10 protein-coding genes are annotated in these 18,487 nt (G+C 43.5%); 8 read left to right on the forward strand and 2 right to left on the reverse strand.

The genetic code is table 11. The features are described 5' to 3' along the window. Positions 1-20: 20 nt before the first annotated feature. The 8 genes from J2X69_RS15535 to J2X69_RS15570 all read left to right on the forward strand — a co-directional run bounded on the left by J2X69_RS15535 (position 21) and on the right by J2X69_RS15570 (position 15,676). A complete protein-coding gene (locus J2X69_RS15535) occupies positions 21-1,154 on the forward strand; it encodes a VCBS repeat-containing protein (protein WP_310105351.1) in 1,134 nt (377 codons plus the stop codon). A 400-nt stretch (positions 1,155-1,554) separates the two neighbouring features. Next, the gene (locus J2X69_RS15540) at positions 1,555-4,212 is read left to right on the forward strand and encodes a c-type cytochrome (RefSeq protein ID WP_310105137.1); all 2,658 of its coding nucleotides are present in this window, start codon (positions 1,555-1,557) and stop codon (positions 4,210-4,212) included. 1,228 nt (positions 4,213-5,440) lie between these two features. Then, on the forward strand, positions 5,441-6,223 hold the full coding sequence (locus tag J2X69_RS15545; protein ID WP_310105139.1) for a glycerophosphodiester phosphodiesterase family protein: 783 nt from the start codon (positions 5,441-5,443) through the stop codon (positions 6,221-6,223). A gap of 151 nt (positions 6,224-6,374) precedes the next feature. Further along, a complete protein-coding gene (locus tag J2X69_RS15550; protein WP_310105141.1) occupies positions 6,375-6,767 on the forward strand; it encodes a DUF1801 domain-containing protein in 393 nt (130 codons plus the stop codon). 385 nt (positions 6,768-7,152) lie between these two features. Further along, positions 7,153-9,033: a 7TM diverse intracellular signaling domain-containing protein gene (locus J2X69_RS15555; protein ID WP_310105143.1), complete on the forward strand. Its 1,881-nt coding sequence runs from the start codon at positions 7,153-7,155 to the stop codon at positions 9,031-9,033. 258 nt (positions 9,034-9,291) lie between these two features. Continuing rightward, a complete protein-coding gene (locus tag J2X69_RS15560) occupies positions 9,292-12,306 on the forward strand; it encodes a TonB-dependent receptor (protein ID WP_310105145.1) in 3,015 nt (1,004 codons plus the stop codon). Positions 12,307-12,320: 14 nt separating this feature from the next. Further along, positions 12,321-13,805, forward strand: coding sequence for a RagB/SusD family nutrient uptake outer membrane protein (locus tag J2X69_RS15565; RefSeq protein WP_310105148.1), 1,485 nt, complete (start codon positions 12,321-12,323; stop codon positions 13,803-13,805). A gap of 287 nt (positions 13,806-14,092) precedes the next feature. Beyond that, a complete protein-coding gene (locus J2X69_RS15570; protein ID WP_310105150.1) occupies positions 14,093-15,676 on the forward strand; it encodes a glucoamylase family protein in 1,584 nt (527 codons plus the stop codon). 225 nt (positions 15,677-15,901) lie between these two features. On the opposite strand, the gene J2X69_RS15575 is transcribed toward J2X69_RS15570, so the two are convergent. Next, positions 15,902-16,912, reverse strand: a complete 1,011-nt coding sequence (locus tag J2X69_RS15575; RefSeq protein WP_310105153.1) for a cytochrome d ubiquinol oxidase subunit II — start codon at positions 16,910-16,912, stop codon at positions 15,902-15,904. A gap of 9 nt (positions 16,913-16,921) precedes the next feature. Beyond that, entirely contained in the window at positions 16,922-18,253 is a 1,332-nt protein-coding gene (locus tag J2X69_RS15580) for a cytochrome ubiquinol oxidase subunit I (RefSeq protein ID WP_310105155.1), read from the reverse strand. Between the last annotated feature and the right edge of the window lie 234 nt (positions 18,254-18,487).

The following is an 18,487-nucleotide window of genomic DNA, read 5'->3' on the forward strand; positions in this document are numbered from 1 at the left end:
GATTAGGTTTGGCTGCAATCATGGCAATTAGTGTCTATGGGAATACAGCTTTCGGCCAACAGAAAGCCGCTCCCGATTTCAAAAAAACAGTCATCTCCAGAGATTTTCTTTCCGAAGGAGTTGCTGTGGCAGACATCAACAAAGATGGCAAACTCGATATAATCGCGGGATATTATTGGTTTGAAGCACCCGATTGGACTCAGCATGAACTCTCTCCATCACAGGTTTTTGACCCCAGAAAAGAATACAGCAATTCTTTTCTCAATCTTGGCATGGATGTCAATCTGGATGGCTGGGACGATGTGGTGATTATCGACTATCCGGGGACTCCCGCCTATTGGTTTGAAAATCCAAAAACAGAAAGTAGTAACTGGCAAAAACACATCATAGCCGACTCAGTTGGGATAGCTAATGAGTCTCCGGGTTTTATTGATATTGACGGGGACGGGAGACTGGATATTCTGTGTGGAGACCCGGAAAAAAAGCAAATCATCTGGCTCCAAGCCCCCACCATACCGGGTGAAACGGAATGGAAACGCTTTGCTCTTTCTGAAGAAAATGTACCGGGAACTGACCGCTTTTCACATGGACTTGGCTATGGCGATATCAATGGGGATGGTATCAACGATGTGGTGATAGCTGAAGGTTGGTTTGAAGGCAAAGCAGATCAGAAATCGGGAGATTGGAAATTTCATCCACTGCCGATAAGCGAGCCTGTGTCCCACCTATATGTGCTTGATGTAAACGGAAACGGAATAAATGATGTGGTCGGGGCATCTGCCCACGCACTCGGAATCTGGTGGCACGAGCAGCTGGCCGACGGGACTTTTCAAACACATTTGATCAGCAATACGACAGCTCAAACACATGCGAGTATTTTGGCCGACCTGAACGGGAACGGCTCCGCAGAATGGATCACCGGTAAAAGATATCTTGCCCACAATGGGAATGACGAAGGAGATGCAGATACGCCCTACTTACTTTATTTCGAACTTACCCCTGATCAGCCTCCCTATTTCAAAGAACATATCATTGATAATGATTCCGGAGCGGGATTAAATATTACTGTGGAGGATATTAATTCCGATGGAAAACCGGATATCATTATTGCCAATAAAAACGGGGTTTTCCTTTTTGAAAATCAAATGAAATAGAAACCTTTCTCTTCCGATAGCTAAGTATAGTACTTATCAATACTTCTCTTACTCCAAAGCTCTTACTATAGTTATGGGTAGTTTTATATAGTTTTCATTTTCCCATAGCCCCTGGGTTACATTCCTTATCTCAATGAATTTAGCCGGTATAACAAATGGAATCCCTCAGATAAAGCGGCGATTTAATTGGGTAAACGAGGAGCCGTTTTAACCTCTAAGCATCACTAGTTCTGGATTCACTCAAACTGAGGCTCTATTGACCATTCCTCACCATTTATCAATAAATAGTTCCCATAAGCAAAGGAAACATGAAAAACACCTCTCTAAAAAATGGGAATACAATATATTTGGGATCGCATTAGCGACCTCAAAATATTAAATCTCAAATTTCATTTTTAGCATGTCTAAAATTTCGTTTCCGGTACTAGCTTTAGCCGGCAGTCTATTGGCTTTTGGATGCTCCGGTCCAGACACAAGAAAAGCCGATTTAGAAGAGCTTTCCAATTTCTATCCTCAGTTCACAGGTGACACTACGGGTGCTGACAGCACCGAACTTATAATTACCAATTTCGCCGGACCTGACATCGTCCCCAGCCCGGCTGCATTGGCGGTATCCCCCAATGGAAATGTATTTGTGGGTGTAGATATGATGGGTTCCTTGGGCAAAGAGCCCGGCAAAGGGGCTATTGTCCGGTTGGTCGATAGCAATAACGACGGAGAATTGGATTCGCACACTGAGTTTGTGAAAGTGGATAATCCCAGAGGGATCATTGCGGTAAGGGATCAGGTTTTCGTGCTTCATACGCAGTTTTCGGAAGAAACCGGAGTGGCCGAAGGAATGAATCTGGTAGTTTATGAAGACAAAGACAATGATGGTGTGGCAGATGGGCCTTCCAAAATCCTGATTGAAGGGATTTCTTCCCCGGAATCTATCCGTTCAAGGGGGACCGATCACTCTACCAACGGGATTAGAATGGGTATCGACGGGTGGATTTATATTGCAGTGGGTGATTTTGGGTTTCACAATGCCACGGATAGAGATGGAAAGAAAATGACCATGCTGGGTGGAGGCATCGTACGTGTGCGTCCTGACGGCACCGAAATGGAAGAGTACATACACGGAACTAGAAATATCTACGATGTGGCTATAGATCCGTTTATGAACATCTATACCCGTGGCAACACCAATGACGGTGGTGGCTGGAACATCCGCTTCATTCACTACACCCAATCGGGAGAGTATGGTTATCCCAACTTTTTCCAGAATTTCACAGAAGAGATTATCCCTGCCCTGGCTGATCTGGGCGGAGGCTCCGGCACCGGCAGTTACTTTATGGATGATGCCCGCTGGCCGGCTAAATACAACCACGTGCCTATGATGGCCGACTGGGGCAGAAGCCAATTGTACATTCATCGGGTGACAATGGACGGACCGGGATTTACCCAGCAGGATGAGGAATTTATCAAACTTGCCCAGATTACCGACATCGATGTGGATGCATCAGGGAGGATGTTCCTTGCTGCCTGGGATGGAGCAGGATACTTTGGCAGCGAAGAGAAAGGCTATGTAGTTCGCGTAGTTCCGAAAGACTGGACTTACGAAGCTTTTCCCGACTTGACCACTGCCACACTTGAACAATTGACAGCATTGCTGAAAGCAAACAATTCCGTTTCACGCTTCCATGCTCAGCGCGAGCTGCTTGCACGTTTTCCCGACGAAGCAGGGGCAGCGGCACTTGCTGTGGCTACGGATAAAAGCTTACCGTTACAGGTAAGAGTGGCCGGCATATATACATACGCTCAGGCTACTTGCGAAAGCGGCAATGGTGAGTTGGTGAAATTAAGCCAAGAAGAAAAAGTCAGAGAATTTGCCTTGCGTGCTTTGGCAGACCGAAAAACCTGTCTTCAGGGCGTTCCTCTTGATCCGTTTATCGGAGGAGTAACCGATCCAAATGACCGGGTGAAATCAGCATCCATTGTAGCCTTGGGAAGGATTGGCAATCCGCAAGCGGCAGAGGAATTGCTCAAAGTAAAGGTGCCTGCATCATTTAAGCAACCGGACAAAGGAACTGAAGGACCTCACGCTACGCCAAATTCCGCCATTATTCTACCGCACGTAGCGGTGAAAGCACTAGTGGAGCTCGATGCAGTAGATGCGACACTAGCTGCAATTGGTACAGAAAATTCAAAAATTGCACTTTGGGCGTTACGCTACATGCATGACCCCAAAGCTGTGGATGGATTGATCAAAGCTTATGGCAACACAGAGGATATGGAGTTGAAAGCGGAAATTCTGGGTACACTTTCCAGATTGTATAAGAAAGAAGCTCCATACGACGGTTCTTGGTGGTGGGGAACCCGTCCTGATACACATGGCCCATATTACAAAGGGATCACATGGGAGTCCTCAGACAAGATCAAGGATTTCTTGATCGGCGAGCGCAACAGTTTTGAAGATCCTACAAAAAAACAATTCTTCGCCGACCTCAATGAGCGAAATAGAATGGACATAGAGGAATTTGGCTCGGATAAATCAAACTTGGTTATTCAGGAAACAGAAGTTGATCTGGAAGAAATAAAGAGCAAAAAAGGTCAGGTTGGAGACTCTTCCATCGAGGATGTAATGATTGCTGTAGAAAATCTTGAAGGTGATCCGGTGAAAGGAAAAGCATTATTCACCAGCCAAGGATGTATAGCCTGTCATAGCATAGAAAAAGGGGAACCTCTGAAAGGCCCATTTATGGGTCAAATCGGCTCGATCATGAACAGGTCGCAGATCACCGAATCTATCCTGAAGCCGGATGCTTCCATTTCCCAAGGTTTTGCTTCTGTATTGATCAACACAAATGACGATAAGAGCTATATGGGATTTGTGACTGCGGAGACAGCTGACGAAGTTGTACTTCAGGATATCACCGGCACCGCTACCAAATTGGATAAAAGCACCATCAAAACCCGTAAGGTGATGGAGACTTCCATGATGCCTCCCGGCTTGGCCAACTCACTTTCTTATGAGGAATTGGCTTCATTGATTACTTATTTGCAGCAGCAGAAGTAAGATAAAAAGTTAAAGCCATTATTCTAATATGAATTCTCAAATCATAGCCCTGGTTTAAATCCGGGGCTTTGTTATTTAAAAAAATGATCAATTTCCAATTCCCAAACTCAATGGTCAAGGAAAAGCCAGCCTTTGTGTTCCTTGGTGGACTTTGCGGTTCAAAAAAACACCAACTAATTCAAGCCTCCTGACTTGGACTTGTTTAAATAGGAGCTCCCCTATGTTTGCTATGTTCCTATATGGCTCAAAAAAATGATCATTTTCCAATTTTCAAATTCAATGCTCAAGGAAAAGCCACCCTTTGTGCTCCTTGGTGGACTTTGCGGTTCAAAAAAATACCGGCCAGTCAAGGCCTCCTGACCTGACTGCCAGTAGGCAGGCTTAGACTTATTGAAAGACAAATCCCTATGGACCCCTATGGGGTAAAGCTATTCAAACCACATAGAATCATAGAACTCATAGTTTTTGCCAGAAATATAGACTCGCACACAAGGTAGACCGGTCGCTTTATGGCTTTCCAGTTATCATTACTCACCACAAAAGAAACAAAGTACATAAAGTGTAAGACTAAAGACCAACTGTCTTTCTGACCTGATCATCGTCATGGCCCCCGTTCGCACCTGCCCTCCGGTAGGCGGGTCATCATGAATGACCTTCAACAACCATCTTTCCGTGAGTGAGCCCACAGAGACCAAGAAATTAATCTCTCTTCTAGTCAGCTCAGCCCTATGCTTTCTATGTGTTCTCCTATGTGGTTCAAAAAATGATCAATTTTCAATTTTCAAACTCAATGGTCAAGGAATAGCAAACTATAGCCTTTGTGCTCCTTGGTGGACTCCTATGTTTGCTATGCTTCTATGTGGCTCAAAAAAATGATCAATTTTCAATTTTCAAACTCAATGGTCAAGGAAAAACCAACTTTAACCTTTATGTTCCTTGGTGGACTACTATGTTTGCTATGCTTCTATGTGGTTCAAAAAAATGATCAATTTCCAATTTTCAAATTCAATGCTCAAGGAAAAGCCAACTATAACCTTTGCGCTTTCTTGGCGGACTTTGTGGTTTAAGGAAAAAAGCTATCACTAGGTTATGCTCTCTGGATAATCCCTCTCTGTACGCTGTGGTCAAACCAATCATTAAGTTTCCGTGAATTCTGACAAGCGGGATAATTCATCTCATTTGATTTTTTACTTTTGGATAGCCGGTAAAAACCCTGAAATCAAACATCATGAAATCTATCCTATTCACTTTCCTTACTTTTCTAATAGCTAGTTCTGTCTCTTTTGCGCAGAAATCTTTTCACAAGAATAAAGTAATCGCCCACCGTGGTGCTTGGAAAGCCCAATCCCATCCGCAGAATTCTATTGCTTCGCTCAAAGAAGCCGTGAAATTAGGCTGCGAAGGTTCTGAATTCGACGTTTGGATGAGTGCTGACGGAATTTTGGTTGTGAATCATGATGCGGATTTCCAAGGGATGGAAATTGAAACTTCTACCTATAAGGAGCTTCTTTCCAAAAAACATGAAAACGGAGAGAAGCTCCCCACAGTGGAAGAATACCTGAAAGCAGGCAAAAAACAGAAAGGCACCAAGTTGATTTTTGAGATAAAGCCATCCAAAATCTCAGTGGAGCGAAGCAAAGAAGTGGCAGAAAAATCTGTGCTGGCTGTGAAGAAAATGAAAGCGGAAAAATGGGTGGATTACATCACCTTCAGCTATGAAGGTGGACTGAAAGTCATTGAACTGGCTCCTGAGGCTAATGTAGCTTATTTGACAGGGGACAAAACGCCCGCTGAATTGAAAGAAGCGGGATTCTTTGGATTTGACTATAATATCAATTTGCTCAAAAAGAATCCGCAATGGATCCAAGAAGCCAAGGATCTGGGACTCACAGTAAATGCCTGGACGGTAAACAGTCCGGAAGACTTGAATTGGTTGTTGGATCAAAATCCTGATTTCATCACTACCGACGAACCGGAATTATTGCTTCAACTTATTGAAGAACGGAAGTAAGGAGTACTGAAAATTCTTAATAATCACCTCGGTTATCTTCACCCGTCATTTTGGTTAGAAAACTCAACTTGAGTGAAGAACCTTCATTTTTTAATTATATTTTGCTTTGTAAAATTGTTCCATTCCTTAGTCACTGCAATTTCTCAGGAAAATGAAGGAAGAAATCCAAGCATATAACCAACGCCAAGATTCGGAAAGCAGGGAAATATGTGACCTGCTTGCCTTGTCCATTGATAAAGTCCTGACCGAAGCAGAATGTAAGATCTGGCACAGTCATCCTGTGTGGTTTTTGGAAGGAAATCCTATAGTGGGCTACAGCAAGCAAAAACCGGGAATACGGCTTATGTTTTGGAGTGGGGCTGATTTTGAAGAAGAAGATCTGAACAAGAAGGGGGAGAAATTTAAAGATGCTTCTATTTTTTACACATCCATTCTAGAAATCGACAAAACCAAACTGGAACGCTGGCTTGAGAAATCCAAAAATATCCAATGGGACTACAAAAACATAGTCAAGAAAAAAGGGCAGCTTGATCGGTTGAAATAAAAATATATGATTATCCACAATGATGTCAGGCTCCTTAGTGCCTTGGCTTATTTAGCAGGAAGACAGGAGACCGAAGACAGAAGTATCACCTCAATGTCCCGATGGCTATCGGGATTAGCAAATCCTATATTGCTTTTGCTTCCTTACTGGCAGAAAAGCAGGTATACATTAAAAGTAAAGTTTAGTACTGGCTGACACTTTATAAATGCATCACTATCATCCATAATTTCTTTAAACTTTTCAGATTTGTCTTTTTACTCGAAATACCCAATTCGGAACTCGATGCTTATTTGTCAGAAAGCTAGATGATCTGACCTTCAAAAAACAAACAGGTATTACTTGGGCCTTGTTTTTGACCTTTTGTGAGAAATAAACCCAAGACTATATGTCCGCTTTTTATCCTAAAGTTCTCACAGGACTGTGCCTACTTCTGCTCTCATTTTCTTTCGCAGGCTACAGTCAGACAATCGGCCATACCTTCCAGATCAATGATCAACTGGATGAGCGAATTTATGCAATCGACCGTCTGACGTTTTACGAAGATGAAAGCAATGAACAGGAGCTGAGTGATATACTTTCAGAACCGATATCGGGAAAACTCAAGATCAACTCTGACTTCTCCAAGAATCAATTTTCTACCAAAAATACCTACTGGGTAAAGGTATCCATTCAGAAAACCCCTCTTAGCAACAAGCAGTGGATTTTGGAATTTTATGATCAGACCATTGATTATATAACGGCATATGTCCCATCAGAAGCAGGATTCAGAGAAATTCAGCTTGGAGATAAAATTCCTTTTGGCGATAGATTGATTTCACACAAGAATTTCCAAATCCCTGTCGAAAACAAAACTCCGGGAACCGACATATATTATTTCAAGATCAAATCATCCCAAAAAGCAGATGTTAGAATCGCCTTCAGATCCTATAATCGCTTCATTTACTATGCGCTGAACGAGTACTTTCTGTATGGTATTTTCTATGGGATGATCCTTATTATTTCTCTCTATAATGGCCTGATTTATCTAGCCATAAAGGAGGTCAAATACCTCTACTATGTCTTCTACCTCCTGAGCGTGGGTATTTTTGCGGCTTGCGTAGATGGTATAGCTTTTCAGTATTTATGGCCCGACCATCCCGAATGGAACCAACCTATTTCGGGTCTTTCCAGCTATTTAATCGTGGTATTTGCGTTGCTTTTTTCCACTCACTTCCTCAATCTGAAGAGGAGATTCCCCGGTATGCATCGCTGCTTTCAGCTAATCTTGGCCGCCAAAACACTAATTTTCATAATTGGGATAATTTTTCTTCCTGAACTTCTGGAAATCCAGATCTATGACATCATTCCATTTTTCCTTATCCTCTTTTCCAGCATATACGTCTGGATAAAGGGCTATAGTGTGGCAAGACTATTTGTGGTCGCTTATGGAATTTTATTTTTGGGAGTTGGACTTAAAGCAATGGTCCATGCTGCCATACTGCCTCACAGTACAGTGTTATATTACAGTTTACACCTTGCCTTCTTGATAGAAATGCTGCTTCTCACCTTGGCTTTGGGTGATCGAGTGAAAATCCTCAAGGACAACAAGGACAGAGCCTTACTGAGGTCTCTACGCCAAGCAGAAGCAAATGCCAAACTAAAGGAAAAAGTAAATAGAGAACTGGAGCAGCGTGTGGAAGAAAGAACGAAGGAGCTAGCCACGAAAAACCGGTTGCTATTGGAATACAATCAGCAGATTCTCGCTAAGGATGAGGAAATAAAGCGTATAAATTCAATTTTGGATAAAGACATTTGGAAGCTAAAATCCCAAATAAAAGAGAGTCTTCAGGCACGAATTACCAATAAGCGGATGAGTTATGTTGATTTCAAAAAGATCTTTCCCGACTCTAGCGCATGTCTACGATACCTAGAGCAGGTAAAATGGGAAAATGGCTTTTCCTGTAAGGCTTGCGGACACTGTAAATACTCGAAGAGTTCAAAGATTTTTCACCGTAGGTGCTCCCGCTGCGGACATATAGAATCCGCTACAGCGGGAACGATTTTCCATGGTATCCGTCTCCCTATTGAGAAAGCATTTTACCTTTCCTACACCGTCATCGCCGAGCATGACAAACTCACACTTGAAGAACTTTCCCGGCTCTTGGATCTGCGGGTAAATGCCATCAGTAGCTTCCGTGTTAAGGTCAAACTGCAGTTGGAAATGAAAGATATACATCATCCGGAATGGGAAGACATTGTGCTGGAGCGGTCACATGAACTCAACTGATCCGGTCTTAAATACCGTCAAAATGCCATTCTGATAATAAAGCGTGAATGAGCTCAGCAAAAACCGCTCTATCTTCAAATAAAGGCGTTTTTGGGTGAAAATAAAGCAGGAATTGCCCGGCAAAGTTCAAGTGTTTTAACGTTTTTTTTCAGTTGATTTCATTGTATTTAATTCCTGTATGCTATGGGGATAGTTAGTTTCATTTGTTGTCAAGGATGATATGCATCCTTGCAATGTAAACCAAACCCAGTTAGCCCGATGGAAAAATTGCTACCTGAGAGGGAAAATGCTTGGCTGCTCGACAAGTATTTGATTTTATTCCTTCTCCTATTCTCATTGTTTATTGTCCATGATTCGTTTGGACAAACCAATGTTCCCGTTCAGGGAACTGTACTCGACTCTTCCGGACAGCCACTTCCCGGAGTAAATGTGGTCATCAAAGGTACCTCCACGGGAACCATCACTGATCTGGATGGGAAGTATTCCCTGGATCTGCCGGAAGATGCAATCTTGGTCTTCACTTTTGTAGGTTTCAACGCACAGGAAATTCCAATAGGAGGAAGATCAACTATTGATGTCACTCTTGAAGAAGATTTGAGTGATTTGGAGGAATTTGTGGTGGTAGGATATGGTATCCAGCGTAAAAGTGACCTGACAGGAGCCATCTCCAGCGTAAAATCAGAGGATATCAGCAGGCTCCCAGTCTCTGATGTGACACAATCTCTACAAGGGCGAGTGAGTGGTGTTCAAATCACACAGAATTCCGGAGCTCCGGGAGCAGGATCCACCGTCCGTATCCGTGGTGTAGGTACGCTGAATAATTCTTCACCTCTTTATGTCGTGGATGGAATGCTGCTCGACGAGATCGATTTCCTCAATCCAAATGACGTGGAATCCATGGAAGTGCTGAAAGATGCCTCCGCCACTGCAATTTATGGTTCCAGAGGCGCAAATGGGGTAATTATTGTCACTACTAAACAAGGCTCATTCGATACTGACACTAAAATAACCGTGGATGCTTATACAGGTGTGCAGCAGGTAGCAAGCAAAATCAATTTGGTCAACGCGCGTGAATTCGCCCAGCTGGCCAACGAACTGGAGCAAAATGTAGGAAACCAACCACTATATAATGTGGATGATTATGGTGTAGGAACCGATTGGCAAGACTATATTTTCAGAAATGCTCCTATCAATAATGTGAACTTGGGCGCGACAGGCGGTTCTGCCAAGACAAATTTCAACCTAAGTGTAAACTACTTCAATCAACAAGGTGTAGTCAAAGAATCGGAATTTGAGCGGCTAACCTTCCGCCTGAATAATCAATACAAATTCAGCGATGCGGTAACCTTCGGGCATAATCTTTCATTTATCTACTACAACCAACAAAATGAACCCGGTGTCATAGGAAATGCATATAGAGCCTATCCGATTTATGGTCCTACGCAGGCAGATGGCAGCTTTACAGACACCAGTCCAGTAGGCAACCCAGCCGCACAGTTTGAATACAACTCAAACAACCGAACCAATAATTATAGAGGGGTGGGTAACTTCTTTATGGATGTGAAATTCCTGAAGGACTTCACCTTCCGAAGTAACCTTGGTTTGGATTTGGCTTTTCAGGATGCTAAAAGCTTTACCCCTGTTTTCTTTGTATCCCCTACACAGCAAAGTATTGAGAATTCTGTGAATGTAGAGAATGTAAGAAACAGAAATATTCTGTGGGAAAACACGGTGAACTACAGCAAAGATTGGGGTGACCATCGATTGAATCTACTGGGAGGTATAACCACACAGGATTTCTACACAGAGACACTTGGAGGAATGAGAAGAAACCTTCCGGGTGAGGATCCTTCACTTTGGTATCTGGATGCGGGTGAACTCACTTCGCAAACCAATGAAAATTACGCCGGAGATTGGGCTATGCTGTCCTATCTATTTCGGGCTAATTATTCTTATAAAAACAAGTTCCTCTTCACCGGTACATTCAGAAGAGATGGTTCCAGTCGATTTGGCAGGGAAAATAGATTCGGAAATTTCCCATCAGTTGCACTTGGTTATAACATCATCGAGGAGGCATTCCTTCAGAATCAAAGCTTTCTGTCGAATCTAAAAATCCGCGGTAGCTGGGGTAAAATAGGAAATGATAAAATCGATTTCTACGAAGGAAGACCGGTGGTGACGGGCAATGAAAATGCTGTCTTTGGACCAGATGAAGAGCTAATTTATGGAGCTACATTGACAAGGCTTGCCAATCCATTTATCAAATGGGAAGAAACAGAGACATCCAACATAGGATTTGAGTTCGGTTTCTTTGATGAGAAATTAACGGGTGAACTTGATTATTACCAGAGAACCACCAATGACATTTTGGTAGCAGTGCCAATACCTGCTTATGTAGGATCTGCCAATAACCCGATCGTCAATGCAGCAAGAGTCAAAAACTCAGGCATTGATCTGACTTTGAACTGGAGAGACCGGAAAGGTGATTTTTCTTATAATTTCGGAATTGTAGCTTCTACTGTAAATAACGAGGTGCTGGATATTGGAGACGGCAATGAAGCTATTTTCGGGGGAGATGTTGGCATTAGCGGCTACCTTGGTTCCAGAACGACAGTCAGCCAGTCCATAGGCCATTATTATGGATACAAAACCGTGGGAGTATTTCAAAATGAAGAAGACTTGTCTTCCATCCCTAAGCGGGGTCCTGAAGTAGTCGGTGATTTGATCTTTCAGGATACCAACGGAGATGGAGTAGTGGACAACAATGACCGGGTGATTTTGGGAAGCCCCATTCCCGATCTGATCTTCGGATTTAATTTGGGTTTTGATTACAAAGGTTTTGATCTACGAGCGGATTTCAACGGTACCTATGGCAATCAAATCTACAATGCCAAAAAACAAACCCGCTTTAACACCTACAATTTCGAAACCGGCTTTTTGGACAGATGGACAGGAGAAGGAACCAGTACCACTGAGCCAAGAGTGACCAATGGTGGTCATAACTATGAAGTCTCTGACAGATTTATAGAAGACGGCTCTTTTCTCCGCTTGAGAAACATCCAGATAGGCTACAGTTTCCCTGAAGTAGCATTGAATAAAATCAAGGTGCAAAACTTCAGAGTTTACCTATCAGGCACAAATGTATTTACCTGGACAAAGTACACCGGGTATACGCCTGAAATAGGCGGTGGATCCGTAATCGGAACAGGATATGACAGCGGTCTTTACCCGTTGGCAAGAACCTTCAATGTCGGTATTTCAGCTAGCTTCTAAACCCAATGAAAACCATGAACAATAAGATAAACTATAAAATAGCAGCAGTTGGGCTCAGCATTTTGATGAGTGTGGGCCTGATATCCTGTGAGGATTATTTGGAAAAAGTACCGCTAGCCGAGCTTACTTCTGAAAACTTCTTCCAAGACGAACTGCAGGCAACACATGCCGTGAATGCAATCTACGCCCACCTCAGAAGTTTCAATGTACATGTATTTTCCTATATAGGAATTACCGACATCGCATCTGACGATGCAGATAAGGGTTCTGTACCGGGTGATTCAGGTTTCTTGCAGGACATCAATGATTTTACTTTTGATGCAAACAATACTGCAGTCAATGGGATTTGGTCAGGATATTTTCAGGGAGTTTTCCGAGCCAACCAGGTAATAGTAAATGTTCCTGAAATTGACATGGATGAGGAATTGAAAAGCAGACTTATCGGCGAAGCAAGGTTTTTGAGAGCGTATTTTTATTTCTTTCTGGTGAGGACTTATGGAGATCTTCCTCTGATAGACCGTCCACTAAATGCGGATGAATACACCCAATCCAGAGTTTCCAAAGAGCTTATTTATGAGTTTATCGAAGAAGACTTAACCTTTGCTGCCGCAAATCTGCCTGAAAAATCCGAGTACCCGAACTCAGAACTCGGAAGAGCTACAGCGGGTGCAGCCAAGTCATTTTTGGCAAAAGTGCATCTGTTCCAAAATGAATATCAGGAGGCTTTTGATTTGGCTCAAGAAGTAATTTCCAGTGGAGAATATGGGCTTTACGCTGATTACGAAGCCATATTCCAGCGAGAGGGAGAGCATTCCTCAGAGAGTATTTTCGAAGTGTCCACGGTAGCTCTGGAAGCAGGCGGAGGAAGTTCCCAGTTCAGCGAAGTCCAAGGAATTCGTGGCAACCCGAACAATGGATGGGGATTTAATAGCCCGTCAGATGACTTGATGGCAGCTTATGAGGAAAATGACCCGAGAATGTCTGCTACCATTATTAACGATGGAGACACGTTGCCTACCGGTCAGGTAGTGCAAGCTGATCCGAATATGGGAGAAAATGCACGTTTCAGCAGAAAAGCGTGGGTTCCGGAGGTTCCGCCATCCGGATTTGGAAACAGTGGTGCAAATATCCGCTTGTTCAGATATGCTGACCTGCTGCTGATTGCAGCCGAGGCTGCAAATGAAATCGGCAATCAAACTCAAGCCTTAACATATGTCAATATGGTCCGTGAGCGGGCGCGACAGGGTGATGACTCGGTATTGCCGGATATCACCGCAACGGACCAAGCTACCCTCCGTACCGCAATTTGGCATGAGCGAAGAGTAGAGCTGGCCATGGAGCAGCACCGCTACTTTGACTTGGTGAGACAAAGCCAGGCGCAGGAAGTCTTTGCGGCATTGGGAATCAACTGGATTCCCGGTAAGCATGAAGTCTATCCTATTCCACAGGCAGAGGTCGACATCAGTGGCGGATTGATCGCGCAAAACCCGGGCTATTAAGCTTGTCAAATCCTGCCCGCATTTAGTGGGCGGGATTTTCCCTAACTTGAGTAATATGTCAGGTAAGCGATTATTAATTTTATCATCAGTCTTTTTTCTAAAGCCATGAAATCGAGCCTGCACCAACTATTCGGGCTGACCGCTAAAAAAACAAATTATAAACACATGAAATCGAGCATGATCCCGTACCTACAGGATCATACACTGGGATGATTATCCCATATGCGACCTGCCTGCCGCCTTTAGGCAGGGATTCCATGTGACAATAGAAAAACAATTATAAACACATGAAATCATATCCTTTTCTTTCGGTCTTAACGCTCTCTGCCCTGTCTTTTGGTTGCTCCAACGAAGTAAAACTCAAAGACACCATCACAGCCACCCCTTACGATATTCATGTGGAACTGGCGTGGAACCAATCACCGGATGTGGAATCCTATGGAGTATGGGTAAGTATGGATGACAAGACCTATACCAGACGTGCAGTAGTACAGGACACCCTATACCTAGATTTTGTAAATGATCTGGGTATGGAACTTGATCTGGATTATGAAATCAGAGCCTATTCTGGAGAGGATTCTACCATAGTCGGAAGAGCAGCCACCAAAACCCATAAAATGACGGATGAGGAACTTTTGGATATGGTTGAGTTCTACACCTTTCGTTACTTCTGGGACGGCGCAGAGCCCAATTCGGGAATGGCTCCTGAGCGAATTCACATTGACGGTAAATACCCACAGAATGATGCTCATATCGTGACTACCGGAGGATCCGGAATGGGGATTTTTGGACTTATCGCGGGGATGGAAAGAGGCTGGATCACCAAGGAACAGGGAGTTGAACGCTTTGAAAAAATCGTCGGTTTTTTGGAAAAAGCAGACAGGTTCAAAGGAGTGTGGCCCCATTGGCTGGATGGTCAAACCGGAAAAGTCCAGCCTTTTGGACAGAAAGATAACGGCGGTGATTTGGTAGAATCAGCATTCTTGATTCAAAGTCTTATCGCTGTGCGGGAATACTTCAAAGATGGCGATGAGCGCCAAAAGGCAGTTGCTGCCGGAATAGATCAGCTGTGGAAAGAAATGGACTGGACTTGGTACACCCGAGACGGCCAGGATGTGCTCTACTGGCATTGGTCTCCGGAGTATGCTTGGGACATGAATTTTGCACTGGAAGGATACAATGAGTGCCTGATTACCTATGTGCTGGCAGCAGCCTCTCCTACACACTCGATAGATCCGGCTGTGTATCATAAAGGATGGGCAAGAAACGGGGCTATCAAAGCCAAGAATGAAGCTTTTGGCTATGAGCTACAGCTCAAGCATAACGGTGCTGAAAAGATGGGCGGGCCACTTTTCTGGGCACACTACTCTTACCTGGGTTTAAACCCTATGGGACTTAAGGATCAATATGCCGATTATCAAAAAGAAAATACCAACCACACGCTGATCAACCGGGCTTGGTGTATAGAGAACTCGGGGGAATTTGCAGGTTATGGGGAAGACTTGTGGGGACTCACTGCCTCCTACTCCATCAATTTCTATAATGCCCATTTTCCCGGAAATGACACCGGCGTAATTTCTCCTACGGCTGCCATTTCTTCCATCGTCTATACCCCTGAGGAATCCATGAAAGTAATTAAAAACCTCTATTACAATTATGGAGAAAAAGTATTGGGAAGATATGGATTCTACGATGCAATGAGCCCTGAACATGATTTCTATCCAAACCGCTACCTTGCTATAGACCAAGGCCCCATGGTCACCATGATAGAAAATCACAGAACAGGGCTAGGCTGGAAATTATTTATGGGAGCACCGGAAATACAGGAGGGGTTGAAAAAACTAGGGTTTGAAAGTCCGGATTTGAAATAATGCTTCCTCCCTCAACCAGCCGCACCCTCGCTATTGCGCCCTGCCCAAGCTCCCTATAAACGGAATCATATCTTAATTGATAGCGTACTATTTTTACAATTCGTTCTAGTGATATAATCCAAGTCTAAACTTGAATTAGAAATACTATACTCATCCGAAATGACTGCAAACTCCGCGAAAATCTCTGCGTCCATTGCGGTAAATAAAAAAACATCATCCATTAGCTTAATTAGTCTCTTTATCCCCCTGAAAACTATATAGCAGATAAAATAGCGAAGGCAAAATAAACACACTGCCTATCAGCAGTGCCCAAGCTAAATTAGCGATAGGTTTGTCTGTTGCCGAAGAATTAAAAACGGATAGATTTTCGCCTGATTTGGTAATAATCATATCTGGAAAATAATGGTAACCAAAGGCCAATAGAATCGCAGTAACTACAAAACCGCATAGAAAACGTACCAATAGGTTACTGCCACTTCGTAGTTGTATCCAGAGAACAATCATAGCCATGGTGGCCAGAACCAGTGTCCCGATTGTAATCCATTCAGTAAGCAGCAACTCTACAAGAGGAACCTCATCTATAATCGAGGAAGCGAACACAAAACCACCTGCCAACACTGTAAATACTATAAACAGCTTAGCTTTTCCTACCACGACCAGTCTCACATCAGCACTTTTGGCCTCACCAACCAAAAAAACCGATGCCAAAAAACCACAGATAGCCACGGTGAAAACACCAACGGAAATACTGAACAGGTTGAACCACGGAAGAATATATGCCTCATAAAACCCGGTAGCTTCCGGATCAATTTGACCACCGACTGATGCTCCGAAGATCAGGCCCAGGAAAAATGGGGTAATAAAGCTCGAATAGGTAAAAATAAAATTATAGACTTTCTGCATATCGTCCTGATACGCATCATAATGTCGAAAAATGAAAGCAGTCCCCCTTCCAATAATCCCGATAAGCATCAATGCCAAGGGAATATGAAGATGTATGGAAAGCATGGTGTATATCGGGGGAAAGCCCACAAACAAAATCACGATTGCTATAATCAGCCACATGTGATTTGCTTCCCAGATCGGGCCGATCGTCTTGTAGGTAGTATCACGAAGCTGATTCCTCATAGAGGATGGCGTGAATAGCTCAAGAATCCCCGCGCCAAAATCTGCACCGCCGAGAAGAACATACATCAGCAGCGACAGACAAAGGAAAATGATAACTACATAGAGCATAATTTCAGTTTAAGAGTCAGCCGATGCTTCCCGTTTTTGATTTAATGTCTCAGGTACAGCTTTGATCTGCCTATAAAGCAAAAATGTCACTATGACTGTAAGCGAGAGATAAATCGCGGTAAATATGAAGAATGAATATTGGATTCCCGGAATAGGCGTTACGGCATCTTTGGTAAGCATAATCTCATAGATAATCCACGGCTGCCTTCCCACTTCGGTGACCGTCCATCCGGCTTCCAGGGCGATAAATCCCAGCGGTGTCGCCAAAACAAAAAGCCATAGAAACCACCGTTTGAGCTGCCAGCTTTTCTTTTTCCATAGAGCAATGAAATACAATAAGCTCAGCCCAACCATGATCATCCCCAATCCCACCATAATCTGAAAAGCAAAATGCGTCACCATCACCGGTGGATGGTGTTCCTCGGGAAACTGATCCAATCCCATGACTTCCGCCTCAAAATCTCCATGGGCAAGGAAACTCAAAGCTCCCGGAATTCTAATGGCATAATTGACCTCCTTAGTTTCTACATCGGGAATACCTCCTATGATCAAACTAGCTTTTTCCTCTGTATGAAAATGAGCTTCCATTGCGGCAAGTTTTGCAGGCTGTCTCACTGCTATATCCTTGGCGGAAATATCCCCGGAAATAGGTTGAAGTAGCGCAGCGATTGCTCCAAATACAATGGCAATGGTAAATGCTTTGCGGTGAAAATCTCCATTTTTTCCTTTCAGCATCATAAATGCATGGATTCCTGCCACCGCAAATCCGGTAGCTGCAAAAGCCGCCAGCGTCATATGCAGTGCCTGGGTAAACCAAGCGTCATTGAACATTGCTACCACAGGATCTATATTGAGGAATTTCCCATCCACGTAATCAAAGCCACTTGGACTGTTCATCCAGCCATTTGCAGCTACTACCAATATCCCTGAAGCCAAGCCACTAATTCCCACCACTACTCCTGTAAACCAGTGGAACCAAGGCTTAAACTTTCCCCAACCGTAAAGAAAGAATCCCAAAGCAATCGCCTCAATGAAAAATGCCGTTCCTTCCAAAGAAAATGGCATTCCAAAAATAGGCCCTGCATGCAGCATAAACTCAGGCCAGAGCAACCCCAACTCGAATGACAATACCGTCCCGGATACCGCTCCTGTCACAAAAAAAATTGCCACCCCCCTACTCCAGGCTTTAGTAAGCTCCTTGTAGATAGGATTGTTTGTTTTTAGGTATTTGTAGTGGGAGGTCGCCATGAAAAATGGCATCACCATTCCAATGCATGCGAAAATGATATGAAATCCCAGCGAAAGAGCCATCTGAGATCTAGCGGCAAAAAGGTCATCCATTGGATTACAAGCAGTTAGTTTTTTAAACCCGGATTAGGCGTTAAAATCTCTAATAGAAATTCTCATGCACAGTGCAAGTTAAGGGAATAACTCCATCAAAAACGATTAAACGTCTCTACTCATTGACGCAGTTACTCCCGGATTAGTTCGCCGAACCACGGGTTAATTTTATAACATATGATTATCCGAAATGATGCCAGTAACTATATTTTCTTTGTTTTATCGGACGGGAGA

The sequence above is a fragment of the Algoriphagus sp. 4150 genome (genome assembly GCF_031457395.1).
GTDB lineage: Bacteria > Bacteroidota > Bacteroidia > Cytophagales > Cyclobacteriaceae > Algoriphagus.